The organism is Cupriavidus sp. TMH.W2, assembly GCF_050847365.1.
Classification (GTDB): domain Bacteria; phylum Pseudomonadota; class Gammaproteobacteria; order Burkholderiales; family Burkholderiaceae; genus Cupriavidus.
This window is the reverse complement of the sequence record NZ_CP193793.1, coordinates 2,253,109-2,269,887: the sequence shown is the minus strand read 5'-3', so window position 1 is coordinate 2,269,887 and position 16,779 is coordinate 2,253,109. Positions and strand designations below refer to the sequence as shown.

General features: G+C 67.5%; 14 protein-coding genes. 10 read left to right on the top strand and 4 right to left on the bottom strand.

Annotated elements, in window-relative coordinates; all coding sequences use genetic code 11:
* The first annotated feature begins 6 nt into the window (after positions 1-6).
* From ACREYQ_RS27735 to ACREYQ_RS27725, 3 genes are all read left to right on the top strand, one after another.
* Complete coding sequence (locus ACREYQ_RS27735) at positions 7-744, top strand: enoyl-CoA hydratase/isomerase family protein (RefSeq protein ID WP_432261170.1); 738 nt, start codon at positions 7-9, stop codon at positions 742-744.
* 203 nt (positions 745-947) lie between these two features.
* The gene (locus ACREYQ_RS27730) at positions 948-2,543 is read left to right on the top strand and encodes an MFS transporter (RefSeq protein WP_432261169.1); all 1,596 of its coding nucleotides are present in this window, start codon (positions 948-950) and stop codon (positions 2,541-2,543) included.
* A gap of 34 nt (positions 2,544-2,577) precedes the next feature.
* Positions 2,578-3,039, top strand: coding sequence for a MarR family winged helix-turn-helix transcriptional regulator (locus ACREYQ_RS27725; protein ID WP_432261168.1), 462 nt, complete (start codon positions 2,578-2,580; stop codon positions 3,037-3,039).
* A gap of 14 nt (positions 3,040-3,053) precedes the next feature.
* Here ACREYQ_RS27725 and ACREYQ_RS27720 read toward each other — a convergent pair whose 3' ends face one another.
* Together ACREYQ_RS27720 and ACREYQ_RS27715 are read right to left on the bottom strand one after the other, a co-directional pair.
* Positions 3,054-3,719: a response regulator gene (locus ACREYQ_RS27720; RefSeq protein ID WP_432261167.1), complete on the bottom strand. Its 666-nt coding sequence runs from the start codon at positions 3,717-3,719 to the stop codon at positions 3,054-3,056.
* Positions 3,720-4,114: 395 nt separating this feature from the next.
* A complete protein-coding gene (locus ACREYQ_RS27715; protein WP_432261166.1) occupies positions 4,115-5,074 on the bottom strand; it encodes a LysR substrate-binding domain-containing protein in 960 nt (319 codons plus the stop codon).
* Between the two features lie 600 nt (positions 5,075-5,674).
* Between ACREYQ_RS27715 and ACREYQ_RS27710 the strand changes: the two genes are divergently transcribed.
* From ACREYQ_RS27710 to ACREYQ_RS27695, 4 genes are all read left to right on the top strand, one after another.
* Complete coding sequence (locus ACREYQ_RS27710) at positions 5,675-5,965, top strand: transposase (protein WP_432261165.1); 291 nt, start codon at positions 5,675-5,677, stop codon at positions 5,963-5,965.
* A 68-nt stretch (positions 5,966-6,033) separates the two neighbouring features.
* Complete coding sequence (locus ACREYQ_RS27705) at positions 6,034-6,417, top strand: hypothetical protein (RefSeq protein WP_432261164.1); 384 nt, start codon at positions 6,034-6,036, stop codon at positions 6,415-6,417.
* Between the two features lie 55 nt (positions 6,418-6,472).
* The gene (locus ACREYQ_RS27700) at positions 6,473-7,792 is read left to right on the top strand and encodes a DUF3300 domain-containing protein (RefSeq protein ID WP_432261163.1); all 1,320 of its coding nucleotides are present in this window, start codon (positions 6,473-6,475) and stop codon (positions 7,790-7,792) included.
* Between the two features lie 3 nt (positions 7,793-7,795).
* Positions 7,796-8,665, top strand: a complete 870-nt coding sequence (locus ACREYQ_RS27695; protein ID WP_432261162.1) for a DUF2950 domain-containing protein — start codon at positions 7,796-7,798, stop codon at positions 8,663-8,665.
* 16 nt (positions 8,666-8,681) lie between these two features.
* On the opposite strand, the gene ACREYQ_RS27690 is transcribed toward ACREYQ_RS27695, so the two are convergent.
* The gene (locus tag ACREYQ_RS27690; RefSeq protein ID WP_432261161.1) at positions 8,682-9,491 is read right to left on the bottom strand and encodes a Crp/Fnr family transcriptional regulator; all 810 of its coding nucleotides are present in this window, start codon (positions 9,489-9,491) and stop codon (positions 8,682-8,684) included.
* 204 nt (positions 9,492-9,695) lie between these two features.
* On the opposite strand from ACREYQ_RS27690, the gene ACREYQ_RS27685 reads away from it, so the two are divergent.
* Positions 9,696-10,784, top strand: coding sequence for an extracellular catalytic domain type 1 short-chain-length polyhydroxyalkanoate depolymerase (locus tag ACREYQ_RS27685; RefSeq protein ID WP_432261160.1), 1,089 nt, complete (start codon positions 9,696-9,698; stop codon positions 10,782-10,784).
* Between the two features lie 74 nt (positions 10,785-10,858).
* On the opposite strand, the gene ACREYQ_RS27680 is transcribed toward ACREYQ_RS27685, so the two are convergent.
* Positions 10,859-12,169 carry an MFS transporter gene (locus tag ACREYQ_RS27680; protein WP_432261159.1) on the bottom strand — a complete coding sequence of 437 codons (1,311 nt, stop codon included), beginning with the start codon at positions 12,167-12,169 and terminating at the stop codon, positions 10,859-10,861.
* Between the two features lie 297 nt (positions 12,170-12,466).
* Between ACREYQ_RS27680 and ACREYQ_RS27675 the strand changes: the two genes are divergently transcribed.
* A complete protein-coding gene (locus tag ACREYQ_RS27675; RefSeq protein ID WP_432261158.1) occupies positions 12,467-16,447 on the top strand; it encodes a DUF748 domain-containing protein in 3,981 nt (1,326 codons plus the stop codon).
* Positions 16,448-16,550: 103 nt separating this feature from the next.
* Positions 16,551-16,748, top strand: coding sequence for a rubredoxin (locus ACREYQ_RS27670; protein WP_078200892.1), 198 nt, complete (start codon positions 16,551-16,553; stop codon positions 16,746-16,748).
* The last annotated feature ends 31 nt before the right edge of the window (positions 16,749-16,779 follow it).

Genomic DNA, 16,779 nt, shown 5'->3' with positions numbered 1-16,779 from the left:
GGCCCCATGTCTGAAGCACCGGTCCTGTATGAAGAAACCGATGGCGTCGCAATCATTACATTGAATTGCGCGCCGAAAAATCTCTTCAATGATGAAGTCGTGCGTTTGCTGCGGGAAGCATTCGCTCGCCTGAATGAGGGGGAAGCACGAGCCGGCGTGATCTGCGCAAACGGCGACAACTTCACCATGGGCGCGGATATCCGGGCCTTTCCAAAAGATATCGGCAGCTGCATTCCAGGCGTGGGCATAGCCTCGGACAAGCCGCTGGTGGGCGCCGTCAGTGGCTGGTGCATCGGTGCGGCAGTGACGCTGATCCAGATGTGCGACCTGTGTGTCGCCTCCGAGTCTGCCCGGTTTGCCTATACAGAGGCCAGGCTTGGCATCTCGATGGGAATGATCGCCGAACTCGTCGCAAGAATTCCGCACAAGGTCGCGATGGAAACGATGTTGACGGGCGGCACGCTGAGCGCCCAACGCGCGTACGAAGTCGGCTTTGTGAACAAAGTGGTCCCTGTGGGCGCACAGCGCGATGCCGCACTGGAATACGCGAAAGTGATTGCAGCCAACTCGCCGCTGGTGGTTGCCCGGCTGCGACGGCTGGTCGGCACGGTCATGCCGCGGAACCCCGCCATTGACGCCTATCTGATGCAGCGGGAACTCAACCTCATGCTGCAGAGCGATGACCTGAAGGAGGGGATGGCAAGCTTCATGGAAAAGCGGCAGGCGAGATTCGCGGGGAGATGACGAACCGTTGCTCTTGCTTGGTACTTCAAGGCACGAGGCATTGGTGCGCCATTGCGCCATCGTCTGAAAGCGCTCCGTAAGGCGCAGGGAGAAGGGGCTTCTGCTTCGACAGACTTAGATTCTTCCGATCAGCGGTGGCCGGCGCAGTACGCCCGCTCTTGTCCTATAATTATTGACAGCACAACGATTGATCGAGCAATAAAATGACATCCGAGCCACATAGTGCTCCGCCAGCCGGCCAGGTCCTGCCCTTTCGCGAATCCCTGATGGCCATGCTGGGCGTGGCCTTTGTGGTGATGCTGGTGGCGCTGGACCAGACCGTGGTCGGCACGGCGTTGCCTACCGTGGTGGCCGAGCTGCAGGGTTTCGAGTATTACGCGTGGGTCGCCACGGCTTATCTGCTGACGTCGGTGATTACGGTGCCGATATTCGGGCGGCTGGGGGACTACTACGGGCGCAAGCCGTTCGTGCTGGCGTCGATCGTGGTGTTCTCGGTGGCCTCGGCGCTGTGCGGCATGGCGCCGAGCATGCCGTTCCTGGTGCTGGCGCGCGCGCTGCAAGGCATTGGCGGCGGCATGCTGGTCGGCACAGCCTTCGCCTGCATTGCCGACCTCTTTCCGGATTCGCACGTGCGGCTGCGCTGGCAGGTGATGCTGAGCGCGTCGTTCGGCATTGCCAACGCGGTGGGGCCGTCGCTGGGAGGCCTGCTGACGGAGTGGTACGGCTGGCGCGCGGTGTTTTATGTCAACCTGCCGGTCGGCGTGCTGGGCCTGTGGTTCGCCTGGCGCTACCTGCCGCATCTGCGCCAGCAGGCGCACAGCGGACCGATCCGCGTGGACTGGCTCGGCGCCTTGCTGATCGCCGCGGGGCTGGGCAGCTTGCAGATGAGCGTGGAACTGTTGCCTGAGCGCGGCTTTGATGCCTATACCGCCGTGTTGCTGGTGTTGGCAGTGGCGGCGCTGGTGGCGCTGTGGCACTGGGAGCGGCGCTGCGCCAACCCCATCCTGCCGGTCGAGATGTTCCGCGACCCGGGACTGGCACCGTTGTTCAGGCTCTCGGTGTTCGCGGGCTTTACCATGTTCGCGCTGTTGCTGTATGCGCCGCTGCTGTTCCAGGGCGGCTTCGGCTACTCGCCCAAGGACGCGGGCGTGCTGATCACGCCGCTGGTGGTCTGCATCACCGTGGGCAGCATTCTCAATGGCCGCGTCGTTACCCGTATCCGCCGCCCGAATTCCATGCTTTACGCCGGCTTCGGCATGCTGGCGCTGTCTTGCCTGGGGCTGTCGCAGGCGACCCGGAGCATGCCGCACGGCGTGTTGATGGCGATCATGCTGGTGGGCGGCCTTGGCCTCGGCTTCATCATGCCGAACCTGACGGTGTTCGCGCAGCAGACCGCGGGGCGCGAGCACCTGGGCATCGCCACGGCGATGCTGCAGTCGCTGCGCATGGTCGGCGGCATGGTCGGCACGGCGGTCGTGGGCACGCTGGTGACACGCAGCTACACCGGCGGCGTGGAGCATGCGCTGTCCGCGGCCAATGCCGGCCAATGGGCGGCGCGCATGGCGGACCCGCAGGTGCTGATCGACAAGGCTGCGCAAGTCGCGCTGCTGGGCCAGCTTGATCAGGCCGGGCACAATGGCGCACTGCTGCTGGAGCAGGCACGCGTGTCGCTGGTCAGCTCCATCCATCTCGGCCTGGTGGTGGCCGCGGCGGCTGCCGCGCTGGGCGTCTGGTGCGCGCGCCGGGTGCCCTCGATCAGGCTGACCCGGGCGCCAGCGCCCGCGATGGCCGCGGACTGACCTGCCGGCCTGCGACCGATACTGAGGAGAACGGATGGAACTGGAGCGACAAAGCGTGGCCGTATTGCAGCAGTTCGGCCGGACCTACCGCGCCTATGCGGCGGCGTTCGAACAGCGCATGGGGCTGCCCTTGCCTCGCTGGCGCATCCTGCACGCGCTGCATCACCAGGAAGGCGCCATCGCCCAGAAGGCGCTGGCCGACCACGTCGGCATGGACCCCGGTGCGCTGACGCGCCAGCTCAAGGCCATGCAGGAACTGGGCTGGGTGGAGCGCAGCACGTCCGAGCGCGACAACCGCGTGACCCATGTCACGCTGTCGCCGACCGGCCAGGAGGTGGTGGCGCGCGCCATGCCGCTGCGCTCGGCCTTTCTCGAGGACGTGCTGTCCGAGGTGTCGCCGTCGACCATGCGGGAGCTGTCGCGCGGCCTGGCACGGCTTGAGGCGGGCATCGCGCACGCGCAGGCCCGCGCGGCACACGAGGCCGACGCAGTCTGACACCGTGATTGCGTTCAGCCGCCCAGCAGCATGCCGTTGAGCGCGGCAAACTCGAACAGCTCGCGGTCGTTGGTGACGCCGAGCTTCTGCATGGCGCAATTCTTTTGCCGGCTGATGGTCTTGACGCTGCGGCATAGCTGGATGGCGATCTCGCTGACGGACCGTCCGGTCAGGTACAGCCGCAAGACTTCCATTTCGCGCCGCGACAGGCGCTCGGCGCTGGCCTGGCCTGGCGCGATCGGGCTGCCAGGGTCGGCCTGGGACAGCACCTCCATCGCTGATTTGCCGATGTAGTGGAAGCCGCGCTGGATGCGGCAGACCACGGTGACCAGTTCGGATAGCGGCGCATCTTTCAGTACCAGCCCATGGACCTGGGTGTCGAGGATGGAGCGCAGCACCAGCGGATTGGTGATCATTGTCAACACGATCACGGCGAGCGACGGATGCCGCCGGCGCAGGCTCGAGAGCAGCCGCAGCCCGTCGCTGCTGCCTTCACCGTGCGCCGGCATGTGGTAGTCGGTGATCACGACATCGGGGCGCAGGCTGTCGATGCCGTTGAGCAAGGCTGTGGCGCTGGTGACGCTGCCACAGACTTCCCAGCCGGTCTGTGTGTGCAAGCGGTCCGCGACGGCCGCCGAGACCAGGGGGTGGTCATCGGCAAGCAGGATCCTCAATGCCATCTGGTTGCTCCTCGATTCGTGTTCGTGGCAGCCCCGGCATCAGGAAAACGTCAAGAAAACGCCGCACGTCGGCGAGACGTGCGGCGCAAAAACGACGCCAGACAATACGACGCCAGACAACTGCATGCATGGCCGCCGGTCCGGGCCAAACGGGAGACGGCCGGATCGCGGCAATGCCATGGCAGGATATCGGCCGCGCTTGCGGACGAAACTAGGAAGATTCGTAAAACGCTGTCGGCGGAGGCCAGTGCGCGCGAGTGTAGCGCGGTCTTGCCGCTCGAAAATATGTCTCAAAATTATGATAAACAGCGCGGGCACGCCGCCACGCACCCAGGAAAAAGGGCGCTGGCGCGTTCCGGCTGCCAGCGCCCTCGCGCCCTGCGGGTCAGTCTGTGTCAGGCAATAGCGGACTGAGCCTGTGGCGCGGGCCGTCCGTTGCGGCGGCCGTCGATGGCCTTGAGCGGATCGCGCAGCACGGCGCTGCCAACCTCCATGACGTCCCGCAGCACGCCCTGGTCGCGGCCGCGTTCCGGGGACCAGAAATGCAGCGCGGCCCATTCCGGGAAGCTGCTCGGCGGTGCCATCAGACGGGTCTTGCGCTCGCGCGTGACCAGCGGCACGTTGAAATCCAGCACCGGGCAGATGCCGCCGGCAGAGTGCAGCAGCGTGATCTGCGTATGCCATGACGGCACCACGGTTTCGCGGTGGCCGGGTGTGCTGGCCTGCCGGCTCAGGAAGGCCCGCAACGGGCTGCCGGCTTCGCTGTCTTCCTGCAGCAGGATCCAGTCGCTCTCGCCTTCATCATGGCTGCCCGCGCGCGTGGCGCTGACCAGCCGGCGCGGCGTGGCCATGATGTTGTGCTGGTGCACGTGCTCGGGATCGTGCCCGCTGTCGACGACAAAGGCGCAATCGAGATCGCCGCTGCCAAGGTGGCCGGCAAGCGCCGCGTCGGCAATGACGGGCCGCGTGACAAAGCTGTCCTGCGGAAACTGCTCGCACAGCGCAGTCAGGATCTCAGTGATGACCGGATCGCCGATCGATGAGGAAAAGCCGATGGAGACGCGCCTGCCGCCGTCGCGCCGCTTGCTCTGCCCGGGCTCGCCGGGCCGCACCAGCTGGTTCCATTTAGCCAGGATCTGGCGCGCCGTCTGCTCGAGGCGCAGCGCATGCGGGGTCGGCTCGAGCATGCCGTTGCGCTTGACGAACAGCTGGTCACCGGTAATCTCACGCAGGCGCGAGAGGCTGTAGGCCACCGTGGGCACGCGTCCCTGGGTGCAGGCCGCGACCGCACTCAGGTCGCGGTACTCCATGACGAGGACAAAGACATGCAACAACTTCGTGCTGACGTGACGCATTCCGACTTCTCCTGATTCGCGACTCTGTCTTCTTTTTTTGTTTGTCCGATGCTTCCGGCAGTGAGCCAGACATCAGGGCATCGATTTTGCCCCGGATGCGCGCCGGCGGCGCTCCTTGCGCACGGTGTCGGGCCGGATGAATACCGCGCCGGCAGAAGGCATGCGAAATTTAGTTATGCCGAGGAATCTTAATACATGGCTAAGAAAAGTCCTAGGAACTTGATTTGATGACAGACTTCTAATTTGTTTTGCACACCTTTGTATTAGTGCCAGTACATGGCTTGAAACTACGACTTCCGGGTAAATTCCAGCGTCACCAGCATTATCGAAGGGTGGCTCGCATCCCCCGCTTGGGTGAAATGCGGCGGCAATCATTCCAGGCAGATTCCAAATTGGAATAACGAAATTCGGCAATGCGCCGCCGGCGACGCGGCGATGCATGCCGGGATAATTTTCTTAACTCGCGCACCGAAGACACTGAATTGCCTTTTGCGGCAGCCCTGGGCTAACGTACGCCCAGAGTCGGCACGGTAGCGGCGCGGCTGTGCGCCGCTTGTGGCCCGCCGTTTTGTGGCCTGCCGTTGGCAAGCGGAGAGATTCGTGAACAGACGGTATTCGGAAGAACAGATCCGCGGCTACCTGGCCGAAGCGGCCAGCGGCGTGCCGGTGCGCGAGCTGTGCGCGCGCTATGGCTTCAGCGATGCATCGTTCTACGGATGGCGCGCCCGCTACGGCCAGCCCAGTCACGGCGACGCGCGCGACGGGCGCAAGCTGCGCGAACTGCAGGAAGAGAATGCCAGGCTGAAGAGTATGCTTGCGGACGCGCTGCTCAAGCTTGAGCTGATGCGCAACCGTACCGGCCGCCGCAGTGGCAGTGGCAAGGATCGCTAGCGGCGGACGGTTCCTGCAACACGCCGCGGTGCCGGCTGGACGTCCGCGGACGGCTCTGGAGTATTGGATTGACGAAGTTTCTGATCAAGGCGGGCATGCTGGCATGCGCCGCCATGGTGGCGGCCCCGCTGTGGGCAGCCGGCAATACCGCGGCGGCCTCGGCAGCGGCAGCGGCCGGCACGCCGATGGTGGCCCCGCCGCCGCCGCGGATGCTGGACGAGGCCACGGGTGTCGTGGAAGGACCCGGCGGCACGCTGTCCGCGTCGCAGCGGCAGCACTGCCAGTCGTTGCTGGACCAGATCAACGCACTGCCCGGCGGTTCGCAGTGGTCCACCGGCAAATCGTCGGTGACCACCGCCGACGGGCGCGCATACCCGACACTGGAGCGCCAGGCGGATCGCAAGCGCCTGGAAGAAGCGTATCGCCAGCAGTGCGCGCAGGAGCGCCGCTGAGGCGCGCGCCCGGGGGAAAGCAGTGCCGTCACTTGCGTAATTGTGGAGCGTCAACATGCATCGTTTCAAACCTCTCTTCGCATGGTGCCTGGCACTGATGCTGATGGCGCCCCTGGGGCCGGCACTGGCGCAATCCAGGCTGAGCAATGCGCAGCTTGACCAGCTTGCCGCGCCGGTCGCGCTGTATCCGGATGCGCTGCTGTCGCAGGTGCTGATGGCGGCCACCTATCCGGCAGACGTGGCCGCGGCGGCGCAGTGGTCCAAGGCCAATCCCAGCCTGTCTGGCGATGCCGCGACCAAGGCGGTGGCCAGCCAGTCCTGGGACCCCAGCGTGCAGTCGCTGGCCGCGTTTCCTTCGGTGCTCGACATGATGGGACGCCAGCCGCAGTGGGTGCAGTCGATCGGCGATGCCTTCCTGGCGCAGCCCAACGACGTGATGGATTCGGTGCAGCGCTTGCGCGTGCAGGCTCACAACGCGGGCACGCTGAAAACGACCGAGCAGCAGAAGGTTGTCACGCAGAGCTCCGGCGGCACCACGGTCGTGCAGATCGAGCCGGCCAACCCGCAGGTGGTGTACGTGCCGACCTACAACCCGACCACGGTCTACGGCACCTGGGCGTACCCGGCCTATCCGCCGGCCTATTACCCGCCGCCGCCGGGCTCTGCATTTGCCACCGCGCTGGTATCGGGCATCGGCTTCGGGCTTGGCGTGGCGGCGGTCGATGCGATGTGGGGCGGGTTCGACTGGCATGACCACGACGTCAACATCAATGTGAACCGCTACAACAACATCAACGTCAACCAGCGCCTGGACGTCAACCGCGCCAATGTGAACTGGCAGCACAACCCCGCCCACCGCGGCAACGTGCCCTACAACAATGCGGCTGTGCGCGGGCGCTACGATCAGCAGCGCCAGGCCGGTCTGGCCAGCCGCCAGGCGGGCGCGCAGCCGGGGCAGCGCGTGGGTGGCGCCGGCGCCGTGCAGCGCCAGCCTTCCCAGCGGGACCAGGCGCGCGAGCGCGCGGCCCAGTCGTTCGAAGGCCGTACCGGGCAATCCATAGCGGGCCACGCGGGCGGGGCGTCGGAGCGATCGCGGCCGGGCGCCGCCGGTGGTGGCGTGCAGAATCCGCGGCCGGCCGGCGCCGACCGCCAGCGCGCGGACCAGGCAGCGGCGCGTGACCGCTCCCGCAATGCCAACCGAGACAGCGCGCTGCGCGATGCCGGCAACGGCGAGCGTGTGCGCCAGCAGACCCAGCGCGCAGGGTTGTCGCAGCGGGAAGCGCCGCAAGTGCGCCCGGCCGGGTTCAACCAAGGTGGTGGTGGTGGTGGTGGCCGGCTGGACGGCGGCGAACATTTCGGCCATGGTCGGAGGTAAATCATGATGCGCATGACGGGTAATCTCTTCTCTGCCGCTTTGTCCGCGACCAGGGTGCGCGCGCTGGTGGCCGCCGCAGTGCTGTCGCTGGGGCTGCCGGCAATGGCCCAGCAGGCTTTTCCGAGCCCCGACGCGGCCGCCGAGGCGCTGGGCGATGCCATTGCGCGCAGCGACGGCGACGCGCTGCAGCGGGTGCTGGGCAAGCAATACCAGTCGCTGGTGCCGCAGGGCACCATCGACCAGGATGATATCTATGCGTTCCTCGGCGCCTGGGCGCGCCACCATGCCGTGCAATCCGACGGCGAGCGCCGCGCGCTGATCGCGGTCGGCGAGAGCGGATGGACCTTCCCCGTGCCGCTGGCCAGGCAGAAGGATGGCTGGCAGTTCGACCTGCGCGCCGGCCAGCAGGAAGTGCGCCACCGCCGTCTCGGGCGTAATGAACTGGTGACGATGGAAACGCTGCTGCTGCTGGCCGATGCCCAGCAGCGCTACGCGGGCCAGGTCGGGCAGGGGCGCTACGCCGACCGGCTGATCAGCTCGCCGGGCAAGACCAACGGGCTCTACTGGCCCGCCGCCAGCGAGCAGGACGCCAGCCCGGTCGGCCCGGATGCTTTGGCGATGGGCCCCGATACGCCCGCCGCGGATGCCTTCTACGGCTACCACTACCGGATCCTGCCGCCGGGCAAGGGCAACGACGCCAAATTCGGCGTGATTGCCTGGCCTGCCCGCTATGGCGACACCGGCGTGCACACCTTCATGCTGGGCAGCGACCGCGTGTTCTATGAGCGCGACCTCGGGCCCGGCACGGCAGCGCGCGCCAGGGCCATCCGCAGCTTCTCGCCGGACGGATGGAAGCAAGTGGCTGATCGCTGACCCGCCGGCAGGCCGCCTAGGCCAGCCGGCGCTCGCCTGGCACCACGCCGTACCCGGCTGAGTTTCCCGCGTCTGCCTGGCGCGGGGCCTGGTCCAGGTCGGCATAGACCGAGGCCAGGCCATCGCGGTCGATGATCCGCAGGTGCCGCTGGCGCACCGAGATCAGCCCGACCGCGGCAAAGCGCGACAGCAGCCGCGACACCGTTTCCAGCGTCAGCCCGAGCAGGCTGGCGATATCGGTGCGCGACATCGCCAGCGTCAGCATGCCGTCGCGATTGCCGTCGCGGCGCGCCTGCTCGCCGGCCAGGTCGAGCAGCAGCATGGCCAGCCGCTGCGGTGCCCGCATCGATCCCACCGCCACCAGCAGCACCCGTTCGCGCTCGGCATTGCGGCGCATTACCTCCAGCACTGCCTCGCGCAGGGGTGGGCGCTGCATGAGTTCGCGCAGCGACTCCACCGATACCGCGCATACCTCCGCATCCTGCAGCGTGATTGCCGCCGTGCCGTAGACCGGGCTTTCATGCGGCTCCAGCCCCAGCACGTCGCCGGGCAAGGAGAACCCGGTGACCTGGCGCCAGCCCAGCGGCGACTCATAGATCTGCTTGGCGCTGCCATGGCGCAAGGGGTAGACGGTCAGTGCCGGGCGCCCCTGGCGGAACACGGGCTCGCCAGTGCGTACCTCGAAGCGGTCAGGATGCAGCGCCAGGGGCTGCCAGGCGTGGTCCGTCCCCGCGATGCGGCACACATGGCGGAAGAGGCAGAGCGAGCAGGCGGGTGCGCCGCTGTCCGGCATGGTTGTGGCTTTTTCCCAAAAAGCGATAGCCAAGTATAAAACGCCGGCAACGCAAGCTATCTCACCGCGATCTGCATACTTTCGCGCGGCTGGTTTAATAATTTCGTGCCGGGCGAAAAGGCCATGGCGGCGTTTGCATCCTGTTACCGGGCAGAGCGGGAGGGCGCCTCCCGGGTATGGTATGCTGCATTGCAACAACGAAATCACAGGGGGAGATTCCGTCACAAAGGAGTCATCATGACCAAAAGTCTTGCCGCTGACTGGCATGCGCGGATCCGGCAACTGAGCCGCGTGCAGGCCCGCACGGAAGCCCAGGTGAAATCCTGGCTGGACCGCATGGATTTGCTGAATCCGCTCACGCCGGCACGCCCGGATGGCTCGCCCGTCCGAGCCCGGGCACCTCGGCCGGCCTCCGCGCCGGGCGGCCTGCCCGGCACCTGGCAGGCGCACCGGCTGCGGCTGGCGCCGTTGCCCGGCGAGCTGGTGCCGCAACTCTCGTATCACCTTTACATCCCGTCCAAGGCCCATCGCGGTCCGTTGCCGGTGGTGATGATGCTGCATGGCTGCCGCCAGACGCCGGATGACCTGTCCGCGGGCACGCGCATGAACGCGCTGGCCGAACGCGAGGGATTTATCGTGGCCTATCCGCAACAGCCGCTGCGCCGGCAGGTGCAGCGCTGCTGGCAGTGGTTTGACCTGGGCGCTGCCGAAGGCGGGCGCGAGGCGCAGGCGGTGGCCGCGCTGATCGATGCCCTGGCTGGGCGCCACGACGTGCGCGAGCGCGAGATCTACCTGGCCGGCATGTCCGCCGGTGCGGCCATGGCCGCCGTGGTGGCGCTGCGCTATCCGGGCAAGGTCGCAGCCGTGGCCATGCATTCGGGGGTGGTTATTGGCGCGGCCGACAACCCGCGCGCCGGGTTGCGCGCGATGCAGCGGGGGTCGGCGTCCGAGCCGTCCTGGCTGCTAGATGCCGCCGGCGTGACGCCGGGCGGGCCCGAGATGCCGGCGCTGGTGGTCCACGGCCTGGCCGACGACGCGGTGCATCCGGTCAACGGCCGCCTGCTGGCGCGGCAGTTCCTGGCCTACAACGGCCTGGAAGACCGGCTCGCCGGCACGCCCACGCTGGCCGACCCGGACGGCGAGGCACCGGGCCGGGCCCATGAATACCGCTTCGGCCGCTGGCGCCGCGACCTGGTGACGCTGGTGGAGGTGGAGGGCCTGGACCACGCCTGGAGCGGCGGCGACGCCAGCTACGGCTACCACAGCGATATCGGCCCCGATGCCAGCACGATGATGTGGGAGTTCTTCCGCCAGCACCGGCGCTGACACGCGCCAGGCGGGAATACGTAAAAAAACGGGAGGGCATCAGCCCTCCCGTTTTCTCTGCGGCCGCTGCTGCGTCAGCCGCGCGAGCGGTCCTTCACGAACAGCGCCGTCACCATGCCGAGTACGCACAGCGCCGCCACATAGTGGGCCGGCGCCAGCGGGTCTTCCTTCAGCATCAGCGTGACCACCATCGGCGTCAGCCCGCCGAAGATCGCATACGACACGTTGTAAGAGAACGACAGGCCCGAGAAGCGTACCTGCGCCGGAAACGCATTGACCAGCACGAACGGCACTGCGCCGATGGTGCCAACCAGGAAGCCGGCCAGCGCATAGAGCGGCAGCAGCAGGTCGGGGCGGGTGAAGATGGTGGTGTAGAACACGTAGCTGCCGATCGCCAGCAGCAGGCCGCCGAAGAACAGCGTGCGGCGCGCGCCGATGCGGTCGGCCAGCGCGCCCGAGACAATGCAGCCCGCCGTCAGGCACAGCGTGGCCACGCTGTTGGCAACCAGCGCGGTGCGCGCGTCGAAGCCGTACAGCTTCTGCAGGAAGGTGGGCGTCATCAGGATCACCACCACGATGCCGGCCGACAGCATCCAGGTCAGCAGCATCGATACCGCGACGCTGCCGCCGTGGTCGCGCATCACCGACCTGAGCGGCATTTCCGCGGCCAGCGCCTTGCGCTTCTGCAGTTCGGCAAAGACCGGCGTCTCATGCAGCCAGCGCCGCAGGTACATCGAGGCGATGCCGAACACGCCGCCGATCAGGAATGGCACGCGCCAGCCGTAGTCGGCCAGCTCTGCCGGGGTGAAGATGGTGTTGATGCCGGTCGCCACCAGCGAACCCAGCAGGATGCCGGCGGTCAGCCCCGCGGTCAGCGTGCCGCAGGCATAGCCGACATGGCGTGCCGGCACGTGCTCGGACACGAACACCCAGGCGCCTGGCACTTCGCCGCCCACGGCCGCGCCTTGCAGGATGCGCAGCACCAGCAGCAGCACTGGTGCGGCCAGCCCGATCGACTGGTACGTGGGCAGCAGACCCATCAGCAGCGTGGGCACCGACATCAGCAGGATCGACAGCGTGAACATCTTCTTGCGGCCGAGCAGGTCGCCGAAGTGCGCCATGATGATGCCGCCCAGCGGCCGGGCCAGGTAGCCGGCCGCGAAAATGCCGAAGGTCTGCAGCTGGCGCAGCCAGTCGGGCACCGACGGCGGGAAGAACAGCTGGCCGATCAACGTCGCGAAAAAGACGAAGATGATGAAGTCGTAGAACTCGAGCGCGCCGCCCAGGGCGGCAAGCGAAAGAGTCTTGTAATCCTGGCCGGTCAGCGCGCGCGCGCCGGCTCGCGGCGTGCCGGCACCCGCGGCGGTACTGCTGGTGGTAGACATGAATGGACTCGCATGGAAGAGATCGCATGCGAAGCGCGCAGCACGGAATACGTGTTGGGTGTGGCCGGGGGTACAGCGCGGGAGAGCCAGGCACGATGTGGCGGGTAAGCCGCAGGCTTGCGACGAGACGCTTCGCAAAGGACGTAAAGATACCAGATCGGTCCATGGCCCGTTGATAGGTCAAATCTGATTTCTTTGCATTGTCCGAAACCGTTGCCATAATGTCGAAAAATGTGAAATCCGGGGCACAAAGCAGCGTGCAGCACCGGAGCATGGGGTCAGATCTCCGGGAACGTCATGGCTTTCAAGCAATCCATCCAGGCAGTGGCTGCCACGCCACGCGGCCGGCTGGCGACGCGTGTCGCGGGCGGCGTGGTCGCGGCGCTCGCGGTGTTCGGGCTGGCGGGGTATTTCGGCGGCCCGCCGCTGCTCAAATACCTGGTCGAAAAGAACGCGACCGAGGCACTCGGGCGCAAGGTCACACTGGGCAAGGCGCATGTGCGGCCGTTCGAGCTGGCGGCCACGCTCACTGACCTGACCATTTACGAGCGCGACGGCAAGACCCCGGCGCTGACGCTGGGCGAGGTCGAGGCCAATACGTCGGTGGCCTCGGTCTGGCACCTGGCGCCGGTGGTGGACAACCTGCATGTCGACCGGCTCGCCGTGCACGTGGTGCGCGGCGGCGACGGCCGCATGAGCTTTGCCGATGTCCGGGACAAGTTCGCGGCCCTGCCGCCCAAGCCCGCCGATGCGAGGCCGGCGCGCTTCTCGGTCAACAACATCGCAGTCACCGGCAGCAGCTTCAGCTATGACGACAAGCTGCTCAATACCAGCCTGCGCGTCGACAACCTGACGCTGACCCTGCCGTTCCTGTCCAACCTGCCGCATGACGTCGAAATCGTGACGCGGCCCACGCTGAGCGCGCGGGTCAATGGCACGCCGCTGGCGCTTGACGGCGAGGTGCTGCCGTTTGCCGATTCGCGCCAGACACGGCTGAACGTCAACCTCGACGGGCTCGAGGTGGCGCGCCTGATGGCGTTCGCGCCGCCGCTGCGCGATGCCGAGGTCAAGTCAGGCAAGCTCGATACCCGCCTGACGGTGGCGTTCCGCCAGCAGAAGGACACGCAGGAGGTGGTGGTGACGGGCACCGCCGCGCTGCGCGATGCCGACGTGCGCACGCGCGCCGGGCAGCCGCTGGTCCAGAGCGGGCGGCTGGCGGTGGATATCGGCAAGCTCGAGCCGCTGGCGCACCGGGCGCAACTGCGCAGCGTGGAGATCGAAGGGCTGGCGGTGGAGGCCGCGCGCCATGCGGACGGCTCGCTGAATCTGGCGACGGCGTTCCTGCCGCAGGCGGCGAGCAAGTCTACCGATGGCGTGGCCCCGGCGCCGGCGCCCGCAGTGGCCCCGGCCTCGGCCCCGGCGGCAGCGCCGGGCGTCCAGGTCGCACCCGCGAAGACGGCGCCCAAGGACGAACCGTGGCGCTATGCGGTGGACCGCATTGTCGTCAAGCAGGCCCGGCTGGGATTTGAAGATGCCCTGGCGCCGTCGGGTCCGGGCAAGCTCGCACTCGGGCCGCTCGACGCCGAAGTCAAGGGCTTTGCCGGCACCGGAGGCGACAAGCCGGCGCACATCGAGGCCACGCTGACCGTGGCCGATGGCCAGACCCTGCACCACACCGGCGACCTGCTGATGCGCGAAGGCTCGATGGCCGGCACGCTGGCAACCACCGGGCTGCGGCCGCAGGGGTTTGCCGCCTGGTGGCCGCGCGAGCTGCGCAGCCAGTTCGGCACGACCGCGGTCAACGCCGAACTGCATTACCGCATGGCATGGGGCACGCCGCAGTTCCAGTTCGTGCTGGAAAAATCGCGCCTGGAACTGGCGCCGCTCTACGTTGCCACGCGCGATCCCGTGGTGATGCCGGCGTCCGCCGCCGCGGGCGGCAGCGAGGCCGATGCGCAGCCCGCGGACAACGGCCGTGGCGCGCAGCGCGCCGGCCGCCGTGCGCGTGAGCGCGCCGCCGACCGCGACGGCGCCAGCCTGCCGCTGCTGCAGGCCCAGAAGCTGGTGCTGGACGATATCCAGTTCGACCTTGCCAAACAGACTTTTGCCACCAGCCAGGTCACGCTGGCGCAGCCGCAGATCGCTGCCACGCGCGACCATCGCGGCGAGCTGATCGAGATGGCGCGGCTGTGGGCGACCGAATCTGCGCAGCAGGCGCATGGCACGCCGCGGCGCGCCGAGCCGGCACCGGCCAAGGCAGCGGGCAGCGCAAATGGCGCGGCGGCGGCGAACGGTGGCTGGAAGGCCAACATCGGCAAGGTCGTCGTGGAAGGCGGCAGCGCCCGCCTGGCGGACTTCCAGCCGGCCGAGGCCAACCGCGGCCGCCCGGTGATCCACCAGTTCCGCAATATCGGCCTGACCACCGGCGCCGTCGCCTGGCCGCTGACGCCGGCGGCGGTGCCGATCAAGCTGCATGCCGAATCCGGCCGCAGTGGCGTGATCGGCGTCGATGGCACGGTGTTGCCGGCGGTCCCCGCCAGCCGGCTCCAGCTGGACCTGCGCCAGGTTGAGGTCAGCCCGCTGCAGCCGTACATGGCTGACCGCTTCAATGCCGCCCTGCGCACCGGCACGCTCACCGTCAAGGGCAGGCTCAATGTCGATGCGCCAGCCGGCAAGCCCATCGCCGCGCAGTTTAGCGGCAACGTGCTGGCCGGCAATGTGCGCACGGTGGACCGCATCAGCGGCGACGACTTCCTGCGCTGGCGCTCGCTGGCGGTGACGGGCATCGACTTCGCGATGGACGAGAGCAAGGGGCCGATGCGCGTGAGCCTGGGCAATGTGGCGCTGTCGGACTTCTATGCCCGCGTGATCCTGAACGCCAATGGCCGCCTGAACCTGCAGGACGTGATGGCCGGCGGCGCCGCGAAGGGCGAGGCCGCGCCGTCCACCAGCCTGACCCAGGCCAGCCCGGCGTCGGCGCCGGCCACGCCGCCGGTGCAGGCCGGCGACACGCGCACGGCCCAGGTCGAGCAGAAGCCGGGCGGGCCCAAGCCGCAGATGCGCATTGGCGGCATCTCGGTCGACAAGGGCAACATCAATTTCTCGGACTTCTTCGTCAAGCCCAACTACTCAGCCAACCTGACCGGCATGAAGGGCTCGGTGTCCAAGGTGTCGTCGGGCGATCCCACCCCGGCCGACCTGGTCCTGGATGGCCGCATCGACGACGACGCGCCGGTCAATATCAGCGGCAAGCTGAATCCGCTGGGCGAGCAGCTGTTCCTGGACATTGCCGCCAAGGCCTCGGGCGTGGAGCTGACGCGGCTCACGCCCTACGCCGCCAAGTATGCCGGCTACCCGATCACCAAGGGCAAGCTGACCGTGGACGTGGCCTACAAGATCGAGAACGGCAAGCTCGATGCGCGCAACCACCTGTTCCTGGACCAGCTCACCTTCGGCGATCGTGTCGACAGCCCGGATGCGACCAAGCTGCCGGTGCTGCTGGCGGTGTCGCTGCTCAAGGACCGCAACGGGGTGATCGATGTGAACCTGCCGGTGTCGGGCTCGCTGTCGGATCCCGAGTTCAGTATCGGCGGCGTGATCGTGCGCGTGATCGTCAACCTGCTGGCCAAGGCGATCACGTCGCCGTTCTCGCTGATCGCGTCGGCATTTGGCGGCGGCGGCGACGAACTGGGCTATGTCGAGTTCGCGCCCGGCACCGCGACGCTGACGCCGGCGGCCAAGGACAAGATCGCCAAGCTGGGCCAGGCGCTCAACGACCGGCCCTCGCTGCGGCTGGAAATCAGCGGCCGCATCGACCCGGCCACCGATGAGGCCGGCGCGCGCCGCGCGTGGCTGGATGCGCGCGTGGCCGAGCAGAAACGGCGCGACCAGCGCGCCAGCGCGCAGGCGGGCGGCGAGGCTGGCGACGACGAAGCCGGCGAGCAGGGCGCCGAGATCAAGGTCTCGAAGGCGGAGTATCCGAAGTACCTGGAGCAGGTCTACAAGCGCACCTCGATGAAGAAGCCGCGCAACTTCGTCGGCTTTGCCAAGTCCCTGCCGCCAGAGGAAATGGAAAAGCTGCTGATGGCCAACGCCACCGTCACCGATGCCGACCTGAAACGCCTGGCCGAGCAACGCGCGCTGGTGGTCAAGCAGTCGCTCGAGCGCGAGGGCAAGGTGCCGGAAAGCCGGCTGTTCCTGACCGCGCCCAGGCTCAGTGCCGAGGGCATCAAGGACAAGGGCGCGCCCAACCGGGTGGACTTCTCCATCCGCGGGTAGTCCGGGTGGCGGCGCCGCAAGCAGCGCCGCCACGGGCCCTGACCGGAAAACCGGTATGATTCGGCCCGGACAATCCCTTCCATAGCCGATTCAGGAGTGAGTTTTGCAGCAGGACCAAATCGAAGCCGCCGTCGCCTTCAAGACCTGGGTATGCGTGATCTGCGGCTGGGTCTACGACGAAGAACAGGGCTGGCCGGAAGACGGCATCGCCCCCGGCACGCGCTGGGAAGACATCCCCGATGACTGGCGCTGCCCGGAATGCGACGTCGGCAAGGCCGAATTCGCGATGATCGAGCTGTAACGACACCGGCACTTCCCGGTCGATTCTGGCG